The sequence below is a fragment of the Pseudomonas chaetocerotis genome, from assembly GCF_015712105.2.
Lineage (GTDB): Bacteria > Pseudomonadota > Gammaproteobacteria > Pseudomonadales > Pseudomonadaceae > Aquipseudomonas > Aquipseudomonas chaetocerotis.
Genome location: NZ_JACFYX020000005.1, coordinates 26,346 through 47,678 on the forward strand (window position 1 = coordinate 26,346; position 21,333 = coordinate 47,678).

At 63.3% G+C, this 21,333-nt stretch carries 22 protein-coding genes; 6 read left to right on the plus strand and 16 right to left on the minus strand.

Annotation, left to right across the window (positions count from 1 at the left end; all coding sequences use genetic code 11):
- Positions 1 to 24 precede the first annotated feature (24 nt).
- Positions 25 to 2,868: an RNA polymerase-associated protein RapA gene (gene rapA / locus H3221_RS10055; protein ID WP_196475753.1), complete on the plus strand. Its 2,844-nt coding sequence runs from the start codon at positions 25 to 27 to the stop codon at positions 2,866 to 2,868.
- 159 nt (positions 2,869 to 3,027) lie between these two features.
- On the opposite strand, the gene H3221_RS10060 is transcribed toward rapA, so the two are convergent.
- On the minus strand, positions 3,028 to 4,260 hold the full coding sequence (locus H3221_RS10060; protein ID WP_196475752.1) for an RNA polymerase sigma factor: 1,233 nt from the start codon (positions 4,258 to 4,260) through the stop codon (positions 3,028 to 3,030).
- 153 nt (positions 4,261 to 4,413) lie between these two features.
- On the opposite strand from H3221_RS10060, the gene H3221_RS10065 reads away from it, so the two are divergent.
- Genes H3221_RS10065 through cmoB form a run of 3 tightly spaced genes read left to right on the plus strand, consistent with a single transcriptional unit; the run spans position 4,414 to position 6,821 of the window.
- Positions 4,414 to 5,055, plus strand: a complete 642-nt coding sequence (locus H3221_RS10065) for a lysoplasmalogenase (RefSeq protein ID WP_196475751.1) — start codon at positions 4,414 to 4,416, stop codon at positions 5,053 to 5,055.
- A 57-nt stretch (positions 5,056 to 5,112) separates the two neighbouring features.
- Complete coding sequence (gene cmoA / locus H3221_RS10070) at positions 5,113 to 5,856, plus strand: carboxy-S-adenosyl-L-methionine synthase CmoA (RefSeq protein ID WP_196475750.1); 744 nt, start codon at positions 5,113 to 5,115, stop codon at positions 5,854 to 5,856.
- Positions 5,853 to 6,821 carry a tRNA 5-methoxyuridine(34)/uridine 5-oxyacetic acid(34) synthase CmoB gene (cmoB, locus tag H3221_RS10075; RefSeq protein WP_196475749.1) on the plus strand — a complete coding sequence of 323 codons (969 nt, stop codon included), beginning with the start codon at positions 5,853 to 5,855 and terminating at the stop codon, positions 6,819 to 6,821. Before cmoA ends, cmoB begins: the two co-directional genes overlap by 4 nt.
- A gap of 10 nt (positions 6,822 to 6,831) precedes the next feature.
- On the opposite strand, the gene H3221_RS10080 is transcribed toward cmoB, so the two are convergent.
- Complete coding sequence (locus H3221_RS10080) at positions 6,832 to 7,092, minus strand: hypothetical protein (RefSeq protein ID WP_196475748.1); 261 nt, start codon at positions 7,090 to 7,092, stop codon at positions 6,832 to 6,834.
- Positions 7,093 to 7,208: 116 nt separating this feature from the next.
- Between H3221_RS10080 and H3221_RS10085 the strand changes: the two genes are divergently transcribed.
- A complete protein-coding gene (locus H3221_RS10085) occupies positions 7,209 to 8,093 on the plus strand; it encodes a LysR substrate-binding domain-containing protein (RefSeq protein ID WP_196475747.1) in 885 nt (294 codons plus the stop codon).
- Between the two features lie 132 nt (positions 8,094 to 8,225).
- Here H3221_RS10085 and pdxJ read toward each other — a convergent pair whose 3' ends face one another.
- The 12 genes from pdxJ to rpoE all read right to left on the minus strand — a co-directional run bounded on the left by pdxJ (position 8,226) and on the right by rpoE (position 18,619).
- Positions 8,226 to 8,972, minus strand: a complete 747-nt coding sequence (gene pdxJ / locus H3221_RS10090) for a pyridoxine 5'-phosphate synthase (RefSeq protein ID WP_196475746.1) — start codon at positions 8,970 to 8,972, stop codon at positions 8,226 to 8,228.
- Complete coding sequence (recO, locus tag H3221_RS10095; protein ID WP_196475745.1) at positions 8,965 to 9,654, minus strand: DNA repair protein RecO; 690 nt, start codon at positions 9,652 to 9,654, stop codon at positions 8,965 to 8,967. The genes pdxJ and recO overlap by 8 nt, the downstream gene beginning before the upstream one ends.
- 57 nt (positions 9,655 to 9,711) lie before the next feature.
- Positions 9,712 to 10,617 carry a GTPase Era gene (era, locus tag H3221_RS10100; RefSeq protein ID WP_196475744.1) on the minus strand — a complete coding sequence of 302 codons (906 nt, stop codon included), beginning with the start codon at positions 10,615 to 10,617 and terminating at the stop codon, positions 9,712 to 9,714.
- Positions 10,604 to 11,293 carry a ribonuclease III gene (gene rnc / locus H3221_RS10105; protein WP_017677760.1) on the minus strand — a complete coding sequence of 230 codons (690 nt, stop codon included), beginning with the start codon at positions 11,291 to 11,293 and terminating at the stop codon, positions 10,604 to 10,606. The genes era and rnc overlap by 14 nt, the downstream gene beginning before the upstream one ends.
- A complete protein-coding gene (locus H3221_RS10110) occupies positions 11,290 to 11,667 on the minus strand; it encodes a DUF4845 domain-containing protein (protein ID WP_017677761.1) in 378 nt (125 codons plus the stop codon). The genes rnc and H3221_RS10110 overlap by 4 nt, the downstream gene beginning before the upstream one ends.
- Positions 11,668 to 11,755: 88 nt before the next feature.
- Positions 11,756 to 12,610: a signal peptidase I gene (gene lepB / locus H3221_RS10115; protein WP_196475743.1), complete on the minus strand. Its 855-nt coding sequence runs from the start codon at positions 12,608 to 12,610 to the stop codon at positions 11,756 to 11,758.
- A 6-nt stretch (positions 12,611 to 12,616) separates the two neighbouring features.
- Positions 12,617 to 14,416, minus strand: a complete 1,800-nt coding sequence (gene lepA, locus H3221_RS10120; protein ID WP_196475742.1) for a translation elongation factor 4 — start codon at positions 14,414 to 14,416, stop codon at positions 12,617 to 12,619.
- A gap of 149 nt (positions 14,417 to 14,565) precedes the next feature.
- A complete protein-coding gene (locus tag H3221_RS10125) occupies positions 14,566 to 15,990 on the minus strand; it encodes a DegQ family serine endoprotease (RefSeq protein ID WP_196475741.1) in 1,425 nt (474 codons plus the stop codon).
- Between the two features lie 35 nt (positions 15,991 to 16,025).
- Positions 16,026 to 16,481 carry a SoxR reducing system RseC family protein gene (locus H3221_RS10130; RefSeq protein WP_196475740.1) on the minus strand — a complete coding sequence of 152 codons (456 nt, stop codon included), beginning with the start codon at positions 16,479 to 16,481 and terminating at the stop codon, positions 16,026 to 16,028.
- Positions 16,478 to 17,425 (minus strand): MucB/RseB C-terminal domain-containing protein, encoded by a 948-nt coding sequence (locus H3221_RS10135; RefSeq protein WP_196475739.1) that lies wholly within the window; start codon positions 17,423 to 17,425, stop codon positions 16,478 to 16,480. The genes H3221_RS10130 and H3221_RS10135 overlap by 4 nt, the downstream gene beginning before the upstream one ends.
- A gap of 15 nt (positions 17,426 to 17,440) precedes the next feature.
- Positions 17,441 to 18,007 carry a sigma-E factor negative regulatory protein gene (locus H3221_RS10140; protein WP_196475738.1) on the minus strand — a complete coding sequence of 189 codons (567 nt, stop codon included), beginning with the start codon at positions 18,005 to 18,007 and terminating at the stop codon, positions 17,441 to 17,443.
- A gap of 30 nt (positions 18,008 to 18,037) precedes the next feature.
- Positions 18,038 to 18,619: an RNA polymerase sigma factor RpoE gene (gene rpoE, locus H3221_RS10145; RefSeq protein ID WP_196475737.1), complete on the minus strand. Its 582-nt coding sequence runs from the start codon at positions 18,617 to 18,619 to the stop codon at positions 18,038 to 18,040.
- A 366-nt stretch (positions 18,620 to 18,985) separates the two neighbouring features.
- On the opposite strand from rpoE, the gene nadB reads away from it, so the two are divergent.
- Positions 18,986 to 20,617, plus strand: a complete 1,632-nt coding sequence (gene nadB, locus H3221_RS10150) for an L-aspartate oxidase (RefSeq protein WP_196475736.1) — start codon at positions 18,986 to 18,988, stop codon at positions 20,615 to 20,617.
- Here the strand turns inward: nadB and H3221_RS10155 are convergent.
- Entirely contained in the window at positions 20,571 to 21,038 is a 468-nt protein-coding gene (locus H3221_RS10155) for a protein YgfX (RefSeq protein WP_196475735.1), read from the minus strand. The genes nadB and H3221_RS10155 overlap by 47 nt on opposite strands.
- Positions 21,022 to 21,276 (minus strand): FAD assembly factor SdhE, encoded by a 255-nt coding sequence (locus H3221_RS10160; RefSeq protein WP_160020496.1) that lies wholly within the window; start codon positions 21,274 to 21,276, stop codon positions 21,022 to 21,024. Before H3221_RS10160 ends, H3221_RS10155 begins: the two co-directional genes overlap by 17 nt.
- Between the last annotated feature and the right edge of the window lie 57 nt (positions 21,277 to 21,333).

Consider the following 21,333-nt stretch of genomic DNA (forward strand, 5'->3'; position numbering starts at 1 on the left):
TTTTCACGCGGGAGACAGGCAGGCATGGCGCAATATCAACCGGGGCAACGCTGGATCAGTGACAGCGAGGCGGAATTGGGTCTGGGAACCATCCTCGCCGAGGACGGCCGCCTGCTCACCGTGCTCTACCCGGCCACCGGCGAAACCCGCCAGTACGCTACGCGCAATGCCCCGCTGACCCGTGTGCGCTTCGCGCCGGGTGACGAGATCACTCATTTCGAGGGCTGGAAGCTCACCGTGCAGGAAGTCGAGGACATCGATGGCCTGCTGGTCTACCACGGCCTCAACGCCCAGCATCAGCCGGTGACCATGCCGGAAACCCAGCTGTCGAACTTCATCCAGTTCCGTCTCGCCAGCGACCGCCTGTTCGCCGGCCAGATCGACCCGCTGGCCTGGTTCGCCCTGCGCTACCACAGCCTCGAACACAACAGCCGCCTGCTGCAGTCGTCTCTCTGGGGGCTCGGCGGTGCGCGCGCGCAACCGATCGCCCACCAATTACACATCGCCCGTGAAGTGGCCGACCGCATCGCCCCGCGCGTACTGCTGGCTGACGAAGTGGGCCTGGGCAAGACCATCGAAGCCGGCCTGGTGATTCATCGTCAGCTGCTCTCCGGTCGCGCCAGCCGTGTGCTGATCCTGGTGCCGGAAAACCTGCAGCACCAGTGGCTGGTGGAAATGCGCCGTCGTTTCAACCTCGATGTCGCCCTGTTCGACGCCGAGCGCTTCATGGAAAGCGACGCCAGCAACCCCTTCGAGGATTGCCAGCTGGCGCTGGTCGCCCTGGAATGGCTGAAGGACGACGAGAAGGCCCAGGACGCACTGTTCGCCGCCGGCTGGGACCTGCTGGTGGTCGACGAAGCCCACCACCTGGTCTGGCACCCGGAGCAGGCCAGCGCCGAGTACGCGCTGGTCGAGCAACTGGCCGAGGTCATCCCCGGCGTGCTGCTGCTCACCGCCACCCCGGAACAGCTCGGCCAGGACAGCCACTTCGCCCGACTGCGCCTGCTCGACCCTAACCGCTTCCATGATCTGCAAGCCTTCCGCGCCGAAAGCAGCCAGTACCGCCCGGTCGCCGAAGCGGTGCAGGAACTGCTCGACCAGGGCAAGCTCAGCGCCCAGGCCCGCGATGCCATCGGCGGCTTCCTCGGCGATGAAGGGCGCGCACTGCTCGACGCCATCGATACCGGCGACAACGAAGCGCGCGCGCGCCTGGTACGCGAGCTGCTGGATCGCCACGGCACCGGCCGTCTGCTGTTCCGCAACACCCGCGCCGCCGTACAGGGCTTCCCCGAACGCGAACTGCACCCCTACCCGCTGCCGAGCCCCGACGAATACCTTGAGCTGCCGCTGGGCGAGCACGCCGAGCTGTACCCGGAAGTCAGCTACCAGGCGCAGGACAATGTCGATGAAGAACAGCGCTGGTGGCGCATCGACCCGCGCGTCGAATGGCTGATCGACACCCTGAAGATGCTCAAGAAATTCAAGGTGCTGGTGATCTGCGCCCACGCCGAGACCGCGCTGGATCTGGAAGACGCCCTGCGCGTGCGCTCCGGCATCCCCGCCACGGTGTTCCATGAAGGCATGAGCATCCTTGAGCGCGACCGCGCCGCCGCCTACTTCGCCGACGAAGAATTCGGCGCACAGGTGCTGATCTGCTCGGAAATCGGTTCTGAAGGCCGCAACTTCCAGTTCGCCCATCACCTGGTGCTGTTCGACCTGCCGGCCCACCCGGACCTGCTCGAGCAGCGCATCGGCCGTCTCGACCGCATCGGCCAGAAGCACCGCATCCAGTTGCACGTACCTTACCTGGAGAACAGCCCGCAGGAACGCCTGTTCCAGTGGTACCACCAGGCGCTGAACGCCTTCCTCGCCACCTGCCCCACCGGCAACGCCCTGCAGCACCAGTTCGGCCCGCGCCTGCTGCCGCTGCTGGAAAACGGCGATGACGGCGAGTGGCAGCAACTGGTGGACGAAGCCACCGCCGAACGCATCCGCCTGGAAGGCGAGCTGCACAGCGGCCGCGACCGTCTGCTGGAGCTGAACTCCGGTGGCGCCGGTGAAGGCGAGGCGCTGGTAGAAGCCATCCTCGAGCAGGACGATCAGTTCACCCTGCCGATCTACATGGAGGAGCTGTTCAACGCCTTCGGCATCGACAGCGAAGACCACTCCGACAATGCCCTGATCCTGCGCCCCAGCGAAAAAATGCTGGACGCCAGCTTCCCGCTGGGCGACGACGAGGCGGTGACCGTGACCTACGATCGCGAGCAGGCCCTGGCCCGCGAAGACATGCAATTCCTCACCTGGGAACACCCCATGGTGCAGGGCGGCATGGACCTGGTGCTGTCCGGCTCGATGGGCAACACCGCCGTCGCGCTGATCAAGAACAAGGCGCTCAAACCTGGCACCGTGCTGCTGGAGCTGCTCTACGTCAGCGAAGTCGTTGGCCCGCGCAAGCTGCAACTGGGGCGTTTCCTGCCACCGGCGGCGCTGCGCTGCCTGTTCGACGCCAACGGCAACGATCTGGCCGCCAAGGTCGGCTTCGAGACCCTCAACGACCAGCTGGAAAGCGTGCCGCGCGCCAGCGCCAACAAGTTCGTCCAGGCCCAGCGCGACGTGCTGGCCAAGCAGATCAACGACGCCGAAGCCAAGGTCACGCCGCGTCACGTCGAGCGTGTAGCCGAAGCCAAGCGTCGCCTGATCGCCGAACTGGACGAGGAACTGGCGCGCCTGGTCGCCCTGCGTGCGGTCAACCCGAGCGTGCGTGACAGCGAGATCGACGCCCTGCGCGAGCAGCGCGAACAGAGCCTGGCGATGTTCGACAAGGCCGCCCTGCGCCTGGAAGCGATTCGCGTACTGGTGGCGGGCTAAGCCCGAAACCACCGTAGGGTGCGCCGTGCGCACCTCCTGCGCGCACAATAATGCTGGTGCGCGCAGCACACCCTACGTGCAGCCCTACAAGCCCAGTAGCCCGGATACAATCCGGGAGTGCGCCATCCCCGGATTGCATCCGGGCTGCGGATACAGGTGCTAGGCACCCAACTCCTCCAGCCTTTTCTGCAGAAACTGCCGATCAGGCCCCTGTTGCGCCAGCGCCAGGGCCTGGCGGTAGGCTGCAATCGCCTGCTCGCTCCGGCCCAGCCTGCGCAGCAGGTCGGCTCGCGCCGCATGGGCCAGGTGGTAACCGTCCAACCCACCCGTGGCGAGCAGACGGTCGATTGCCTCCAACCCTGCCTGCTCACCGTCACGCATGGCCAGCGCCACGGCGCGGTTGAGTTCGATCACCGGCGAAGGCTGCAGCCGTAGCAGCTCGTCATAGAGGCCGACGATCTGCGGCCAGTCGGTTTGCTCCAGGCTGGCCGCCTCGGCATGCACCGCAGCAATCGCCGCCTGCAGGCTGTAAGGACCGAAACGCCGCGAATGCAGCGCCTGCAACACCAGAGCCTCGCCTTCGGCGATCAGCTCGCGATTCCACAGGCCTCGATCCTGAGCCTCCAGCAGGATCACCTCACCATCGGCGCCGCTGCGTGCAGCACGGCGCGACTCGTGCAGCAGCATCAGCGCCAGCAGCCCCTGTACTTCCGGCTCGGGCAGCAACTCCAGCAGCAAACGGCCCAGACGAATCGCCTCGTCGGACAGTTGACTGCGGGTCAGCGAGTCACCGAAGCTGGCGAAGTAGCCTTCGTTGAACACCAGATAGACAACGCGCAGCACCGCCTCCAACCGCTCGGGCAGCTCGCTGCGTCCCGGCACTTCGTAAGGGATGCGCGCGTCGCGAATCTTCGCCTTGGCCCGCACGATGCGCTGGGCCAAGGTCGATGGGCTGGAGAGGAAGGCGCGGGCGATCTCCTCGGTGCTCAGGTCGCATACCTCGCGCAGAGTCAATGCCACCTGGGCGTCACTGGCCAGCGCCGGGTGGCAACAGGTGAAGATCAGGCGCAGGCGGTCGTCTTCGAGCAGCTCGCCCTCTTCGATCCCCCTCTCGTCGGACAGCTCGACCTGTTCATCCAGCGGCTGGAAGCGACGCTGCCGACGCAGGCTGTCGATGGCCTTGAAGCGTCCGGCAGAGACCAGCCAGGCACGTGGGTTGTCCGGCACTCCGCTCTGCGGCCATTGCTCGACCGCGCTGCGAAATGCCTCGTGCAACGCCTCCTCGGCCAGGTCGAAGTCACCCAGCAGGCGGATCAGAGTAGCGAGCACGCGCCGTGATTCCTCGCGGTATAGCCGCGCGATCAGCTCGGTGACAGGTGGCGATATCGACATGCGCTTCTCCTGAACGAACGCATACGTTGCCCAATACTCTCGGTGACGTCGAGTAGCGGCATGATCCGCCCCTCGATTTGGCACCCCTCGCATTGGCATCCGTTCGGTCGCTGGGCATAGTCGCGCCATTCCAATAACGAAGGGAGTCCTGCTATGCGTTGGTTGCTGCTCGGTCTGGTGGGTGCTGCGGTATTTCTCTACGGCCGGGTCACCGGCGATGCGCAGCTCAGCCTGCTGACCAAGGGCATCCCGGTGATCGCCCTGCTGCTCTGGCTGCGCCAGGCGCCGGTGGGCACCTATCGCCGCTGGATCGGCATCGGCCTGGTGTTTTCCCTGGCCGGCGACATTCTGCTGGACTGGCCGGGCGACCTGTTCGTGTTCGGCCTCGGCGCCTTCCTGCTCGGCCATCTGGCCTACCTGCGCGCCTACTGCTCCGACAGCCGGCAACCGGCTCTGCCCGCCCTGCTGCTGGCGCTGATCGCCGGTGGCGCAATGTTCGCCATACTGGCCAGCAGCGGCCTGGGCGAGCTGTTGATCCCAGTGGCCTGCTATGCCACGGCAATCAGCCTGATGCTCTGGCGCGCCCTGGCTCGTATCGGCCAGCCGCAGCTGCAGCCGCGCTCCACCTGGCTCGCCGCTGGCGGCGCGACACTCTTCGTGCTGTCCGACAGCCTGATCGGCATCGACCGCTTCGTCACCAGCTTCGACGCCGCGCCTTACGCCATCATCCTCACTTACTGGCTCGGCCAGTGGGGCATCGCTGCCTCGGTCTTCCAACGCCGCAACAGCGCCTGACTGTTGCGCCACACTTGGCTAAAATGCCGGCCTTTTCCGCTACCCGTTGCGACTGCCGTGAGCCAAGAATCTGATCGTCTATTCGCACAGCCTCTGCCCGAGGTGCCCGATTTCGTCTTCAACGAGGACGTGGTGCGGGTGTTTCCCGACATGATCAAGCGCTCGGTGCCGGGCTACCCGACCATCGTCGAGAACATCGGCGTGCTCGCCAGCCAGTTCGCCCAGCCGCAGACGACACTGTATGACCTCGGCGCCTCGCTCGGTGCAGTGACCCAGGCGCTGCGCCGCCATGTGCGCGTCGATGGCGGCAAGGTGATCGCCGTGGACAACTCGCCGGCCATGGTCGCGCGCTGCAGCGAATACCTGCATGCCCAGGACGCCATGTTCCAGGAGCTGCTGCCGGTGGAGGTGATCGAGGCCGACATTCTTGCCCTCGACCTGCAGCCCACTTCATTGGTCACGCTCAACTTCACCCTGCAGTTCATCCCGCCGGAGCGGCGCCTGGAGCTGCTCACACGCATTCGCCACGCCCTGCTGCCCGGTGGCGCACTGATCCTTTCGGAAAAGCTGCGTTTCGAGGATGCAGCCGAGCATGACCTGCTGACCGAACTGCACGTGGCTTTCAAGCGCGCCAACGGCTACAGCGAGCTGGAAATCGCGCAGAAGCGTAGCGCCATCGAAAAAGTGATGCTGCCCGACAGCCTCGAGCAGCACCGCGAGCGCCTGCTGGCCGCTGGCTTCAGCAAGGTGGTGCCATGGTTCCAGTGCCTGAACTTCGCTTCGCTGGTGGCCCTGCCATGATGCGCGACCTGGACCTCGATGCCCTGCAGGCGCAACTGGCCGGCACCCCGCTGCAGGAGTGGGCGGCCGACCTGCCCGGCCAGCTCGATGCCAAGCTGGCCATCGGTCATGGCGACCTGGCGCGCTGGTACGGCGCCGTCCAAGCCCTGCCGGATCTGCCGGTGAGCGACGTGGAGCTGGCTCAGCGCTTCGCCTTTGGCGGCGCCAGCGACGAGGCGAGTCGCTCGCAGCTTGATACCGCCCTGCGGGGGCTGATCCCCTGGCGCAAAGGCCCGTTCGAGCTGTTCGGCGTGCATGTCGACACCGAGTGGCGCTCGGACTGGAAATGGCGGCGCGTTGCCCCGCATCTGAACCTGGACGGCAAGCGCATCCTCGATGTCGGTTGCGGTAACGGCTACTACATGTGGCGCATGCTCGGTGCGGGTGCCGACAGCGTGGTCGGCATCGACCCCAACTGGCTGTTCCTCTGCCAGTTCCTGGCGATGAAGCGCTACCTGCCGGATCAACCGGTGTGGCACCTGCCGCTGGCCTTCGAGGAACTGCCGGCCAGGCTGCAGGGCTTCGATACGGTGTTTTCCATGGGCGTGCTGTACCACCGCCGCTCGCCCATCGATCACCTGCTCGACCTCAAGGATGCCCTGGTCAAGGGCGGCGAACTGGTGCTGGAAACCCTGGTGGTCGAAGGCGACGCCGAGCAGGTACTGGTACCCGAGGATCGCTACGCGCAGATGCGCAACGTCTGGTTCCTGCCCTCGGTACCGGCGCTGGAGCGCTGGCTGCGCCGCGCCGGTTTCGAGGACGTGCGCTGCGTGGACGTCAGCACCACCTCGGTGGAAGAGCAACGCGCCACCGAGTGGATGCGCTTCCAGTCGCTGCCGGAATTTCTCGACCCGGCCGATCACAGTCGCACCGTCGAAGGACTGCCGGCACCGACCCGCGCCGTGCTGATCGCGCGCAAGCCCTGAGGGCGGCGGCCTAGGGGCGTAGCCAACGCGCCCGCCGCTGCGCGATCAGCCGCAGCGGCTCGCCTGCGCCCTGCTCCACCACGCCACGAGCACTGCCCAGACGAATCCGTCCCTCGATGTCCTGCGCCAGCAGACGACGCATGCGCCGACGCCAGAACCAGGCGCCGATCCAGTCGACGATGGCGTTCTGCAGATCCAGCGGCCACATGGCCGGCATGTAGAACTCGGGCATGGCCGGCCGCGATTTGTCGGGCTTGCGCGTACTGTTCATGAACTTTCCTCCTTTTCGCTGCCCGCTCGTGCCGGGCTTGCGATCAGGATGAAACGCGCCTATCGTTCAAACAAACGACAAATATAAAACCTTTGGTTAAGTAATATTTAACGATCATGAACGCGATAGCCCCCATCTCACCGCCGCTTCTGGAAAGCGATGTGCTACGCACCTTCGTCGCCATCGCCGATAGCGGCAGCTTTACCCGCACCGCGGCACAGGTATTTCGCAGCACGGCGGCCGTCAGCCTGCAGATCAAGCGGCTCGAGGAAACCCTCGGCCAGCGCCTGTTCATCCGCGAGCCACGACAGGTTCGCCTGACCGCCGAAGGCGAGGTGCTACTGGGCTATGCCCGGCGTCTGCTCAAGCTCAACGAGGAGGCGGTGGCGCGCTTTCTCACCCCTACACTGACTGGCCGCGTGCGCTTCGGCACGCCGAACGACATCGGCGACCGCGTGCTGCCAGGCGTACTGACCCTGTTCGCGCGCAGCCATCCGGCCGTGGAAGTCGAAGTGAACGTGGGCCGCAGCGTGGATCTGGTGGCGAAGCTGGATGCCGGCGAGCTGGATCTGACCCTGATCAACGCCGGCAACGACGGCCTGGATGACTCTCGCGGCGAAGTGATCTATTCCGAGGAACTGGTCTGGGCCGGACGCGATGGCGGCCTGGCCGTACAGCGCTCGCCCCTGCCGCTGGCGCTGGCCAACCCGGGCTGCGCCTGGCGCAGAACTGCGATCGATGCGCTGGATCGCCAGGGTATGGCCTATCGCATCGCCTACTCCTGCGAGCAATGCGCCGGCCAGGAAGCGGCGATGATGGCCGATCTGGCCATCGCGCCCTTCCCGCGCAGCCTGGTCAAGCCGCCACTGCGTCGACTGGGAGCGGAACAGGGCCTGCCCGCACTGGGTGAGTACCACATCAAATTGATACGCGGTCATCAGCGCAACGACGCGATCGAGGCGCTCGCCACGCAAATGATTCAGGCGTTCACGCAGGGCTGAGCCCTGCACAACTGAGTAGGGTAGGCCGTGCGCACCGGGCATACCGCGGTGCCGGCCTGGTGCGCGTAGCACACCCTACGAGAGGTCGGCCGGTCGACAGTTGATCGGCCAGGCGATTCCGCGCGTCCGCGTTTATCCGCGATTGGCTGCGGCGACGATCAGCGCTTTCATCTCGGCGACTGCCTGCTTGAAGCCGACGAACAGGGCATGAGCGACGATGGCGTGGCCTATGTTCAGTTCGTGGACGCCGGGAATCGCCGCCACGGCTTCGGCATTGTGGTAATGCAGGCCGTGGCCGGCGTTGACGATCAACCCGTGGTTCAGACCGCAGATGACGCCATCACGAATGCGCGACAGCTCATGCGCAGCTTCTTCAGCCGTATGGGCATCGGCGTAACGCCCCGTGTGCAGTTCGATGACCGGCGCACCGACACGCATGGCCGCTTCGATCTGCCGCTCCTCGGCGTCGATGAACAGGGAGACCTCGCAGCCCGCCAGGGTCAGACGCTCGACCGCTGCGGCGATACGCGCTTCCTGCCCGGCCACGTCCAGACCACCTTCGGTGGTCAGCTCCTGACGGGTTTCCGGCACCAGACACACGTGCGCCGGGCGAATCTGCTCGGCGAAACCGAGCATGAAATCGGTGACGCCCATTTCGAAGTTCATCCGCGTCTGCAGCACGTCGGCCAGCACGCGCACATCGCGATCCTGGATATGACGGCGATCTTCACGCAGGTGCACGGTGATGCCATCGGCACCGGCTTCTTCGGCGTCCAACGCAGCCTTGACCGGGTCCGGGTAACGTGTACCGCGAGCCTGGCGCAGGGTGGCGACGTGGTCGATGTTCACGCCGAGCAGAATACGATTGGCCTCAGTCACGCTTGGACTCCTTGAGCGTCATGAAAAGTTCGCGGCTGACCAGGGGCCTGCCGCCGAGATGGGGTGCCAGCGCCTGACGCATCAGACGTTTGGCAGCGGCCAGCGCACCTGGCGTCTGCCAGTCGGCTTCGGCCATGGCCAGCAGCTCGCTGCCCTGGAACACACCGGGTTGCAGTTGTACCACCGGCACCAGGCCGATGTCCTGCTGCCAGCGGTAAAGTGCCGTGGGATCGATGGGTTGGTCGTGCTGGTCACGATCCAGGGCGAAACCATAGCCCAGCTCATCCAGCAGGCGCCATTCGAACGCACGCAGCAGCGGTTCCAGCGCCCGGCCGGCAGCCAGTGCCTGCAAGGTCAGACCGTAGTGTTCGAGCATCACGGGGTGCGGATCTTCGGCCGGTAGCAGGCGAATCAGTAGTTCGTTGAGATAGAGCCCTGAGAACAGCGCCTCGCCCGTCAACAACAGAGGAATGCCGGCGCTTTCCAGGCGGCCGACAGTCTTCAGCTCGCCGCGCCCACGCAGTTCCAGCTCCAGCGGCGCAAAAGGCCGGGCAATGCTGCCGACCTTGCCCCGTGCAGCGCGCAGCACGGCACGTACGCGGCCCTGGGCGGTGAAGAAATCCACCAGGGCGCTGCTTTCCTTGTACGGACGACTATGCAGAACGTAGGCGGCAGGAATCATGTGGGTAACCGCCAGAATGCGCCATGAGCAACGACAAGGATGCGCATGGCGACCCGATCAATCCAGGTAACCCAGCGAGCGCAGGGCGCGCTCGTCGTCGGACCAGCCACCTTTGACCTTGACCCAGAGATTGAGCATCACCTTGGAGTCGAACATGGTTTCCATGTCCTTGCGCGCTTCCTGGCCGATGCGTTTGATGCGCTCGCCCTTGTCGCCGATGATGATCTTCTTCTGTCCGTCACGTTCCACCAGGATCAGACCGTGGATATGCAGAATGCGGCCTTCCTGCTTGAACTCCTCGATCTCCACGGTGATCTGGTACGGCAACTCGGCACCGAGCTGACGCATGATCTTCTCGCGGATCAGCTCGGCAGCCAGAAAACGGCTGGAGCGGTCGGTGATCTGGTCTTCCGGGTAGAAATGCTCGGACTCCGGCAGGCGCTCGCCCACCAGCTTCTCCAGGGTGTCGAGGTTCTGCCCCTGCAGCGCGGAGATCGGCACGATCTCGGCCTGCGGCAATTGCTCAGCCAGCCAGCTCAGGTGCGGCAGCAACTCGCTCTTGTCTTCCAGGCGGTCGGATTTGTTCACCGCCAGCAGGATCGGGCATTTGACGTGCTGCACCTTCTCCAGCACCAGCTGGTCTTCGTCGGTCCAGCGCATGCGGTCGACCACGAACACCACCACATCGACGTCCTTCAACGCGGTGGAGGCGCTGCGGTTCATATAGCGGTTCAGCGCCTTGTCGTTTTGCTTGTGCAGGCCGGGCGTATCGACGTAGACAGCCTGAATCTCGCCCTCGGTCTTGATCCCGAGCATGTTGTGGCGGGTGGTCTGCGGTTTGCGCGAGGTGATCGCCAGCTTCTGCCCGAGGATGTGGTTGAGCAGCGTCGACTTGCCCACGTTGGGCCGGCCGACGATGGCGACGTAGCCGCAGCGGGTCATAGGTGTATCAGTCATTGCCATTCTCCACCCCGAGGGCGATCAGCGCCGCAGCCGCAGCGACCTGCTCGGCGATACGCCGGCTGCCGCCTTGGCCCAGGGTCTTTTCATTGAGCAGGGAAACCTGGCACTCGACCATGAAGGTACGGCAGTGCGGCTCACCCTGAACGTCCACCACCTCGTAACGAGGCAGCTCACAGGCACGCGATTGAAGGAATTCCTGCAGCCGCGTTTTCGGATCCTTGTTGGTGTCGACCAGGGTCAGGCCGTCCAGCTCGCCGGTCAGCCAGTCCAGCACGCGCTCGCGTGCCGCATCCATACCGGCATCCAGATAGATGGCGCCAATCAGCGCCTCCAGGGCATCGGCCAGGATGGACTCGCGACGAAACCCGCCGCTTTTCAGCTCACCGGAGCCCAGGCGCAGGTATTCGCCCAGCTCGAAACCGCGCGCCAGCACGGCCAGCGTCTCGCCCTTGACCAGGCGTGCGCGCAAGCGCGATAGCTGGCCTTCGCGGGCTTGCGGGAAGCGCTCGAACAGCGCCTCACCGGCTACGAAATTGAGGATGGCATCACCGAGAAATTCCAGCCGCTCATTGTTGCGGCCGGCGAAACTGCGATGGGTCAGGGCCAGGACCATCAGGTCCTGGTCCTTGAAGCTATAGCCGAGCTTGCGCTCGAGGCGGGACAGATTTGGACTCACGGCATCCGTACACGAAATTCTTTGTCGAAATTCACCACCAGATCGAGGTTCTCGATCAGCGGCTCGCGTTTTTCATATTTGAGGTGGACCAGAAACTCGTTGTTCTCCACCTTCACCTGCAAGGCGTCGCGCATGTTCAGGTCACGAATGTTGTTGACCTGCATGCCCTTGCTCACATGGTTGTAAAACTCACCGACGGTGCGCACATCCGACGCCTTGTCGGTTTCCACCGACGTGATGATCTTCTCCAGCGACATATAGTCGAGATAGTGCGGCATCACCTTGAATGCAGTGCTGGCGAAGAATGCCACCACGGCCAGAACCATCAGCCAACCCAGAATGGAAAGCCCCTGCTGCGAGCGCGCGAAAGTCATGTGTATCCCCAATGAACGGTCTTGTTGGAAAGCCTGACGGCTAGACTATTTATAGCCTGCGGCGCTGTATTGAACAGCGCGCCAGTGCTCAATGAATCAGGCCGACCCGAGAGAAATTGGGCAGATTGCTGGTCTTGGGTTCTGGCCAGCTCATCCAGATGGCGAAGGCCTTGCCGACGATATGATCGTCCGGGACCATGCCCCACAGCTCCTGAGGGATATGACGATCACGCCAGTAACGGCTGTCGTTGGAGTTGTCGCGGTTGTCGCCCATCATGAAGTAGTGCCCTTCCGGCACCACCCATTGGCCGCCAGGCTCGCGGCGCATGCGGGTCATTTCCTTGCGAATGGTGTGTTCGACCTGACCGAGGCGCTCCTGGTAGAGCATCGCACTGCCCAGGCTGCCCGCTTCTTCGCCGATCAGCTTCTCGGCCACCGGCTCACCATTGATCAGCAGACGCTTGCCCTGGGTGTACTCGACACGATCACCCGGCAGACCGACCACGCGCTTGATGTAGTTGATGCTCGGGTCGCTGGGGTAGCGGAACACCATCACATCGCCGCGCTGCGGGTTATCTACCTCGATGATCTTCTCGTCGATCACCGGCAGGCGAATGCCGTAAGCGAACTTGTTGACCAGGATGAAATCGCCCACTTCCAGGGTCGGCTTCATCGACCCGGAAGGAATCTGGAACGGCTCGACCAGAAACGAGCGCAGCACCAGCACGATAGCCAGCACCGGGAAAAAGGATTTGCCGTACTCGACGAGCAAGGGCTCCTTGTTCAGGCGCTCCAGCACCCTGTCGTCGGGGTCGTCGACCCGCCCCTGGTACGCCGCAATCGCCGCACGGCGGCGCGGAGCCAGCAGGATCAGATCGATCAGGGCCAGGAAGCCGCAAACGGCAACCGCGATAACCAACAGGAGCGGGAAATTGATCGACATAGAGCCTTAGCTATCCAACCTGAGCACGGCAAGGAAGGCTTCTTGTGGAATTTCCACGTTGCCGACCTGCTTCATGCGTTTCTTACCGGCCTTCTGCTTCTCCAGCAGCTTTTTCTTACGGCTCACGTCGCCACCGTAACACTTGGCCAGTACGTTCTTTCTGAGCGCCTTGACAGTGGTCCGCGCGATGATCTGGCCACCAATGGCTGCCTGGATCGCCACATCGAACATCTGCCGAGGAATCAGTTCCTTCATCTTCTCGGTCAACGCACGGCCCTTGTAGGCCGCGTTGTCGCGGTGAACGATCAATGCCAGGGCATCGACCTTGTCACCGTTGATCAGTACATCCAGCTTGACCAGGTTGGCCGACTGGTAGCGATCGAAATGATAGTCCAGCGACGCATAACCGCGACTGGTGGACTTGAGCTTGTCGAAGAAGTCCAGCACCACTTCGTTCATCGGCATGTCGTAGCGCACCTGCACCTGGCTACCGAGGAACTGCATGTCGCGCTGCACACCGCGCTTCTCGATGCACAGAGTGATGACGTTACCCAGGTGCTCCTGCGGCACCAGGATGGTCGCATTGACGATCGGCTCGCGGAAATCGGTGACCGAAGAAACGTCCGGTAGCTTGGAGGGGTTGTCGACGACGATGGTTTCGCCGGTCTTGAGTTCCAGCTCGTAGATCACACTCGGCGCGGTGGTGATCAGGTCGAGGTCGTACTCACGCTCCAGGCGCTCCTGGATGATCTCCATGTGCAGCATGCCGAGGAAGCCGCAACGGAAGCCAAAGCCAAGGGCATCGGAGCTTTCCGGCATGTATTGCAGGGAAGAGTCGTTCAGCGTCAGCTTCTGCAGGGCATCGCGGAAGTCCTCGAAGTCGTCGGAGCTGACCGGGAACAGACCGGCGTAGACCTGCGGCTGGATTTTCTTGAAGCCCGGCAGCACTTCGACCTCGGGGGTCGAAGACAGGGTCAGGGTGTCACCCACCGGCGCACCGTGAATATCCTTGATACTGGCGATGATGAAGCCTACTTCACCAGCCTTGAGGTCAGCGGTGGCGGTGTGCTTCGGGGTGAATACACCGACGCTGTCGACCAGGTGCACCTTGCCGGTGGACTTGACCAGAATCTTGTCGCCCTTCTTCACTCGGCCATGACGCACACGTACCAGCGAGACCACGCCCAGGTAGTTGTCGAACCAGGAGTCGATGATCAGCGCCTGCAGCGGTGCGTCGATATCACCCGTCGGCGCAGGAATCGTGTGCACCAGGCGTTCGAGCACCTCGTCCACACCCATGCCGCTCTTGGCGCTGCAGGCCACGGCGTCGGTGGCGTCGATGCCAATGATCTTCTCGATCTCGTCCTTGACGCGGTCCGGGTCGGCCTGTGGCAAGTCCATTTTGTTAAGTACCGGCATGACCTCGAGGCCCTGCTCGATAGCGGTGTAGCAGTTGGCAACGGACTGCGCCTCGACACCCTGCCCGGCATCGACCACCAGCAGCGCACCTTCGCACGCCGCCAGCGAACGCGAGACTTCGTAGGTGAAGTCGACGTGGCCGGGCGTATCGATGAAGTTCAGCTGATAGGTTTTGCCGTCCTGCGCCTTGTAGTGCAGCGTGACGCTGTGGGCCTTGATGGTGATGCCGCGCTCACGCTCCAGATCCATGGAGTCCAGGACCTGAGCCTCCATTTCACGCGCGGTGAGACCGCCGCACATCTGAATGAAACGGTCAGCCAGGGTGGACTTGCCGTGGTCAATGTGGGCAATGATGGAAAAATTGCGGATATGACTCAGGTCACTCACAGATCAACACTCAAAGAAGGCACGGGCAAGACGCTTGCCGAAAATAGCCGCAGATTGTACCCGATCCCTCGCGACCGCGTCACGCCTGCACAGCGCTGGTGCAGATACGAAGAAGGGCGCCCGAAAGCGCCCTCCTCAACGTGCCTGGATTACTCGGCCAGCTTGAAGGTGATGAAGCTGGCGCGCCCCTGACGAAGCACCCGCATCGACACCGAACGATTCTTCGGCAGCTCCTGCGCCACCTGAGCGAAGGCGCTGGTGGAGTCCGTGGCCTGATTGTTCAGGTGCGTGATCACGTCACCGGGCCGCAGACCAATCATGGCCGCAGGACCATTGAGCACTTCCTTGACCACGACCCCACCCTTGAGGTCGAGGCCTTTCTTCTGCTCGGCGGTCAGCTCCACTACCGTGACGCCCAGGCGGTTGTTGCTGCGCTCACCACCCTGCGCCGAACCGGACGATGCCAGTTCCTGGCCCTCCTCCGGCAACGTGCCGACGGTGACGTTGAGCTTCTTGCGCGAGCCATCACGCACGACATCCATCTCGGCTTTCTCACCCGGCTTCAGGCCGCCGACCAGGTGCGGCAGATCAGCAGACATGATGATCGGCTTGCCATTGAGGCTGAGGATCACGTCCCCCACCTGCAGGCCGCCCTTGTCCGCCGGACCATCTTCCAGCACCTGCGCGACCAGCGCGCCAGCCGGCTTGTCCAGACCGAAGGACTCGGCCAGATCCTTGTTCACTTCCTGAATCACCACACCGAGCCAGCCGCGGGTCACCTTGCCATCAGCCTTGAGTTGGTCGGCCACCTGCATGGCCACTTCCATCGGGATGGCAAAGGACAGCCCCATGAAACCGCCGGAGCGGGTGAAGATCTGTGAGTTGATACCCACCACCTCACCCTGCAGGTTGAACAGTGGGCCGCCGGAGTTACCCGGGTTGATTGCCACATCGGTCTGAATGAACGGCACGTAGCTGTCGCTCGGCAGGTTGCGCCCCTTGGCGCTGACGATCCCTGCCGTCACCGAGTGATCGAAGCCGAACGGCGAACCGATAGCCAGCACCCACTCGCCAACCTTCAGGTCATCAGCCTTACCCAGGCGCACCACAGGCAGGTCCTTGCCCTCGACCTTGAGCAGCGCGACGTCGCTGCGCGGATCGGCACCAATCAATTTGGCTTCCAGCTCGCTGCGATCGGACAGACGCACGATGATCTCGTCGGCGTCGGCGACCACATGATTGTTGGTCATGATGTAGCCGTCCGGCGAGATGATGAACCCGGAGCCCAGCGACTGCGCTTCGCGCTGGCGGCCACCCGGGTTACGCGGAACCTGCGGGATGCTGCGTTCGAAGAACTCACGGAACATCGGCGGCAGACCTTCCAGATCAGGCAAGCCCGGCTGCCCGGCAACGGCGCGCTCGGGCATCTTCTGGCGGGTACTGATATTGACCACCGCAGGCGAGGCCTCCTCTACCAGATCGGTGAAATCAGGTAGGTTGGCCTGAGCCAACAGACTTTGCCCCCAGAGCAAGGCAACCGCCAACAACGGCGCAATGGACTTGAGTTTTCTCATCGAACTACGACTCCCCATGTAAAACTCGGACACTCTTAATCGGCCGCTGGCACAGTGACCAGCAGCGTACGTAGGACAACGGGCTGCAAAGAGGGGTTCTCGGCGACGCGAGCGGCGCGCCAACGAACTATCAGCCAACTGGCGAACAGGCCACTGAGGCCAGCCAGAATCACCAGAGGTTCGGAAAGACCCAGACCATCCGCCAACAGCGCGGCGGCGAACAGCCCCAGAAGCGGAAGCAGATAAACCAGCAGAGAACTGCGCACCAGCAGATCCTCACGCACACCGATGATCACGCTATCGCCAATCGCCAGTTGCTTTTGACTGAGCGCACGCACATAGCCGCGCTGCCGGCCTATACCGAGACGCTCCATCAAGCCCTGACCACAGGCGGCATTGGCCGAACAATTGGAGCAGGTGCTCTTGCGCAGTGTCTCGACCCAGACAGCGCCGGGCTCGAGCGCCACTACACGCCCCTGCTCCTCGATCATTGGCTAGCCTGTTCAGGCTCTCCGGCGCGCATGGACAGGGCGATGCGTTCGGCAGTTCCCAGAGGAATCTCACCAACCACGGTCACCATCACGTCACCTGCATCGGTACTCATCCGCCGCGAAACGGCGACGGTCGGGCCCAGCTGACTGCGCGCGTCCTCGACGGCGCGACCTTTCAGCGGTTCGAGAAAAACCGAGAATCGCGCCAGCCCATCGCCGTACATCAGGTAGGTGACGGAGTCATCGGCGGTGGGCTCGCGGCGCACCTGCGCAGTGGTCAGGGTAAAGCCCGGCGGCAACCAGTCGGATCGCCAGCTACCTTCGGCCATGCTGTCGGCAGCGCGGAAACGAACCGGCCTGCAGCTCGAACTCGGCTGCATGGCATTTTCAGTAGGTACCGACGCATCCAGCTGAGCGAACTGGAAACGCTCCAAAAGCTGGCCGCGCTCGTTCAACAACAAGGATTTCAACGGCAGACCGGTCTCACGATCCAGATGCAATTCGAAGCCGTAGCGATGCTGGTCCTTCGGTGCCAACACCAGCACGACGGCCGGACGATTGGCAATGCGCGAATGACCAGCGACCCGGATGTCATACCAACTGTTCAGTTGTTCGGCATCCAACTGCCGAGCAGGCCAGGCCTGTCCCTCACTGACCTGGTCGGCCAACGAGCCACTGACGCACTGAGCCTGACCATCGACTTTCAGCACCTCCTGGGCAGGCCCATCGAGCTGCAGAAGGCGCTCGCGAACTTCGCCCCCCTCCTCTACCCGATGCCACACGGCATGAGTGGAAAAACTCCCATTGCGCTCATAGATGAACGTGCCCTGGAAGCTTTGCTGGCGCTCTGCCGCAGCGAGGCGCCCGAGCAAGTCTTGCACCTCAGTGGCCTGAACCGGCAACGCCAGCAGACCACCGAGAAGATAGAGGGGAATCGCGCGCATGTGACTCCTTAGCGCTTAGCGGTTTTCCAGACTTGCAGCACGAGCATAAGGCAGCGCGGTTTCACCGGTACCCATCACGGCTTCTTGCGCATGTTGACGCAAGTAGCTCGGCAAGCGCTGCTCATGCCAGCTGGCGGTACCCACCTCGGCAGGCTCACCGGCTTCCTCGCTGCTGTTGTAGCCAGCGAGCAGCGCAGGACCTTGCACCTGCGGCACCGAGAGTACCGGAGAAGCTTCCTGCTGGGCCAGTTGAGCGCCACTCAGGTCATCCTGATTGTAGAAGCGCACACCCGCCAGCACTGCAACGGTCACCGATGCTGCCACGGCAACACGCCCGACACTACGCCAGATCGGCGCCTTGCGTGCCGGGGCGGCTTCGTCGGCCAGCGCCGCGGAAACCGCAGATGCAATGTCCAGCTGCGGCACCAACAGCTCACGATGCATGGCTGCACGGGCGATCTGGTAACGCGACCAGGTGCCACGCAGCTCGCCATCGGCTGTGAGCACACGCCGCAGTTCCAGTTCGTCCGCTTCGTTATCCATCACCGCGGACAGCGATTCCTGCAGGGTTTCACGACTCATGGTGTTCCTCTCTTGGCTGTCGCCGCTGCCTTAGGTTTCCTGCAACAGAGGCTGCAGGGACTTATCAATTGCCTCACGCGCACGGAAGATCCGCGAACGTACCGTACCGACCGGACATTGCATGACGCCGGCAATGTCCTCGTAACTCAAACCTTCGAACTCACGCAGGGTCAGGGCCGTGCGCAGATCATCCGGCAACTGGGCGATGGTTCGATGCACGGTGGCTTCGATCTCGTCGCGCAACAATGTCCGCTCCGGTGACTCGATGTCCTTGAGGCCGTGATCGCCGTCATAGAACTCCGCGTCATCGCTACTGACATCACTATCCGGCGGCCGCCGACCGCGGGACACCAGATAATTCTTCGCCGTGTTGATGGCGATGCGGTACAGCCATGTATAGAACGCGCTGTCACCGCGAAAGTTTCCAAGCGCTCGATAGGCTTTTACGAAAGCCTCCTGAGCGACATCCTGAGCCTCGTGGGTGTCGTGCACGAATCGCACGATCAGACCGAGGATCTTGTGCTGATACTTCAGCACCAACAGATCGAAGGCACGCTTGTCACCACGCTGCACTCGCTCGACCAGCTGCTGATCATCTTCCTGGGTTAGCATGCACTCTCCTCGTAACGCTCGGAGGAGGTTTGCGCCCGTAAGCGAATCAGCTTGCCAAGATAGACTCGGGTCTTACGCAAAAGTTCTCCCCTCCAAGCAAGCTTCCCGCAGAGTTTTCTTCCCTCTGCCTGGAATGGCGCGAGCGAAACCTTTCCGCTCGCGCAAATAATCTTATCGCCGCTCATTTCCACATCTTCTGCTGACTTCAGATGCAGGCACGCGCAAGCGCTCTCCCTTATATGGGCGACCCTCTATGGAACCTTAATGACTAAGAAAGTTCCCGAGCACCGTGGTCGGTCATAAGCCACCTATTGTGCCGCTGCCCCTCTCTATATACTAGGGCTCGCTTTCACGCGGAACTCGGACATGAGCCAACACTTGCAGCACGATGTTCTGGTCATCGGCAGCGGCGCCGCTGGCCTGACACTCGCCCTCACCCTGCCTTCCCATCTGCGCATCGCAGTATTGAGCAAAGGCAAGCTGGCCAATGGCTCGACCTACTGGGCGCAAGGTGGCGTGGCAGCCGTTCTGGACGATACCGACACGGTCGAATCCCACGTCGCCGACACCCTAAATGCCGGCGCAGGCCTGTGCAGCGAAGACGCCGTGCGCTTCACCGTAGAACACAGCCGCGAGGCCATCCAGTGGCTGATCGACCAGGGCGTCCCCTTCACCCGGGACGATGAAACCGCGCGCGAGGATGGCGGCTTCGAGTTCCACCTGACCCGCGAGGGCGGCCACAGCCATCGACGCATCATCCATGCTGCCGACGCAACTGGCGCTGCAATTTTCAACACCCTGCTGGAACAGGCCCGGCAACGCCCGAACATCGAACTGCTGGAGCAGCGCGTCGCCGTCGACCTGATCACCGAGCGCAAGCTCGGCCTGGGTGGCGAGCGCTGCCTGGGCGCTTACGTACTGGATCGTGACCGCGGTGAAGTGGACACCTTCAGCGCGCGCTTCGTGATTCTCGCCACCGGCGGCGCGGCCAAGGTCTACCTCTATACCAGCAACCCGGACGGTGCCTGTGGCGACGGCATCGCCATGGCCTGGCGTGCCGGCTGTCGCGTCGGCAATCTGGAGTTCAACCAGTTCCACCCTACCTGCCTGTATCACCCGCAGGCCAAGAGTTTCCTGATCACCGAAGCCGTGCGCGGCGAAGGCGGCCTGCTCAAGCTGCCCAACGGCGAACGTTTCATGCAGCGTTTCGATGAGCGCGCCGAGCTGGCGCCGCGCGATATCGTTGCCCGCGCCATCGACCATGAAATGAAGCGCCTGGGTGTCGACTGTGTGTACCTGGACATCAGTCACAAGCCGGCCGCGTTCATCAAGAGTCACTTCCCCACCGTCTACGAACGCTGCCTGGGCTTTGGCATCGACATCACCAAGCAGGCCATCCCGGTCGTACCGGCGGCGCATTACACCTGCGGCGGCGTGGTGGTCGATCAGCATGGTCGCACTGACGTGCCTGGCCTCTATGCCATCGGCGAAACCAGCTTCACTGGCCTGCATGGCGCCAACCGCATGGCCAGCAATTCACTGCTCGAATGCTTCGTCTATGCGCGTTCGGCCTGCGCCGATATCACCGGGCAGCTGGACGCCATCGATATGCCCGCCAACCTGCCGGGCTGGGACGCCAGCCAGGTGACCGACTCAGACGAGGACGTGATCATCGCCCACAACTGGGATGAGCTGCGCCGCTTCATGTGGGACTACGTCGGCATCGTACGCACGAATAAGCGCCTGCAGCGCGCGCAACACCGTGTGCGCCTGCTGCTGGACGAGATCGACGAGTTCTACAGCAACTACAAGGTCAGTCGCGACCTGATCGAGCTGCGCAACCTCGCACTGGTCGCCGAGCTGATGATCAGCTCGGCCATGCAGCGCCATGAAAGCCGCGGGCTGCATTACACCCTCGACTATCCCGAGCTGTTGGCCGAAGCCCGCGATACTATTCTGACGCCGCCGTCCCAGGCTCAGCCCAGCGCCGCCGGCTGAACTTCAGGCGCAAACGCAGGCGCCGGTGCTGCTCGGGCGCCAGCATATCGCGGGCAATGCACAGCCCGCGACTGAAACGCTGGCCTGGCAGGCGATAGCGCAGCACGACCGCCAGGGGTAACGCCAGACTGTCACGGCGCAGCTGCACCGCCTGCCAGCCAGCTGCAGCACTGTACAGATGCCAGCCGAACCCATCACGGCGCAACCCGGTGATGGCCTGCGGTGCAGTCAACAGGACATGTCGCGGCAGCACCCAGGCCGCATGTGCCAGGCACACCGCGAGTGACAGCAGCTTTGACCAGATGGGAATGTCGGCCAGCCACGGCGCCAGCAAGGCCAGCGCCAGGACCGACAGATAGAGCCTCAGCAGCCAGCGCGATGGCCGCCAACGGCACTCGAAGAGATCACTTGGGTTGGACACGGTCCAGGATCATTCGCACGATGTGGCGCAGGTCGGCATCATCGGGTTCGCCGCGCTGCATGAACCAGCCGAACATGTCCTGATCCTCGCACTCCAGCAGCTTGCGGTAGCGCGCCTGGTTCTCGGCATCCAGGCTCGGGTACACCTCCCTGACGAAAGGCACCAGCAGCACGTCCAGTTCCAACATGCCCCGGCGGCTATGCCAGAAGAGGCGATTCAGTTCACTTTGCTCAACCATGCAACGGACTCCTCGAACGAGGGCGGCAGTATAACGATGAATTGCCTCGCTGTTCAC

Bases quoted from the DNA above. Each gene is read 5' to 3' on its own strand.
- rapA (WP_196475753.1), top strand. From the start codon at position 25: ATGGCGCAATATCAACCGGGGCAACGCTGGATCAGTGACAGCGAGGCG.
- H3221_RS10060 (WP_196475752.1), bottom strand. From the start codon at position 4,260: ATGTCGATATCGCCACCTGTCACCGAGCTGATCGCGCGGCTATACCGC.
- H3221_RS10065 (WP_196475751.1), top strand. From the start codon at position 4,414: ATGCGTTGGTTGCTGCTCGGTCTGGTGGGTGCTGCGGTATTTCTCTAC.
- cmoB (WP_196475749.1), top strand. From the start codon at position 5,853: ATGATGCGCGACCTGGACCTCGATGCCCTGCAGGCGCAACTGGCCGGC.
- H3221_RS10080 (WP_196475748.1), bottom strand. From the start codon at position 7,092: ATGAACAGTACGCGCAAGCCCGACAAATCGCGGCCGGCCATGCCCGAG.
- H3221_RS10085 (WP_196475747.1), top strand. From the start codon at position 7,209: ATGAACGCGATAGCCCCCATCTCACCGCCGCTTCTGGAAAGCGATGTG.
- recO (WP_196475745.1), bottom strand. From the start codon at position 9,654: ATGATTCCTGCCGCCTACGTTCTGCATAGTCGTCCGTACAAGGAAAGC.
- era (WP_196475744.1), bottom strand. From the start codon at position 10,617: ATGGCAATGACTGATACACCTATGACCCGCTGCGGCTACGTCGCCATC.
- H3221_RS10110 (WP_017677761.1), bottom strand. From the start codon at position 11,667: ATGACTTTCGCGCGCTCGCAGCAGGGGCTTTCCATTCTGGGTTGGCTG.
- lepB (WP_196475743.1), bottom strand. From the start codon at position 12,610: ATGTCGATCAATTTCCCGCTCCTGTTGGTTATCGCGGTTGCCGTTTGC.
- H3221_RS10125 (WP_196475741.1), bottom strand. From the start codon at position 15,990: ATGAGAAAACTCAAGTCCATTGCGCCGTTGTTGGCGGTTGCCTTGCTC.
- H3221_RS10130 (WP_196475740.1), bottom strand. From the start codon at position 16,481: ATGATCGAGGAGCAGGGGCGTGTAGTGGCGCTCGAGCCCGGCGCTGTC.
- H3221_RS10135 (WP_196475739.1), bottom strand. From the start codon at position 17,425: ATGCGCGCGATTCCCCTCTATCTTCTCGGTGGTCTGCTGGCGTTGCCG.
- H3221_RS10140 (WP_196475738.1), bottom strand. From the start codon at position 18,007: ATGAGTCGTGAAACCCTGCAGGAATCGCTGTCCGCGGTGATGGATAAC.
- rpoE (WP_196475737.1), bottom strand. From the start codon at position 18,619: ATGCTAACCCAGGAAGATGATCAGCAGCTGGTCGAGCGAGTGCAGCGT.
- nadB (WP_196475736.1), top strand. From the start codon at position 18,986: ATGAGCCAACACTTGCAGCACGATGTTCTGGTCATCGGCAGCGGCGCC.
- H3221_RS10160 (WP_160020496.1), bottom strand. From the start codon at position 21,276: ATGGTTGAGCAAAGTGAACTGAATCGCCTCTTCTGGCATAGCCGCCGG.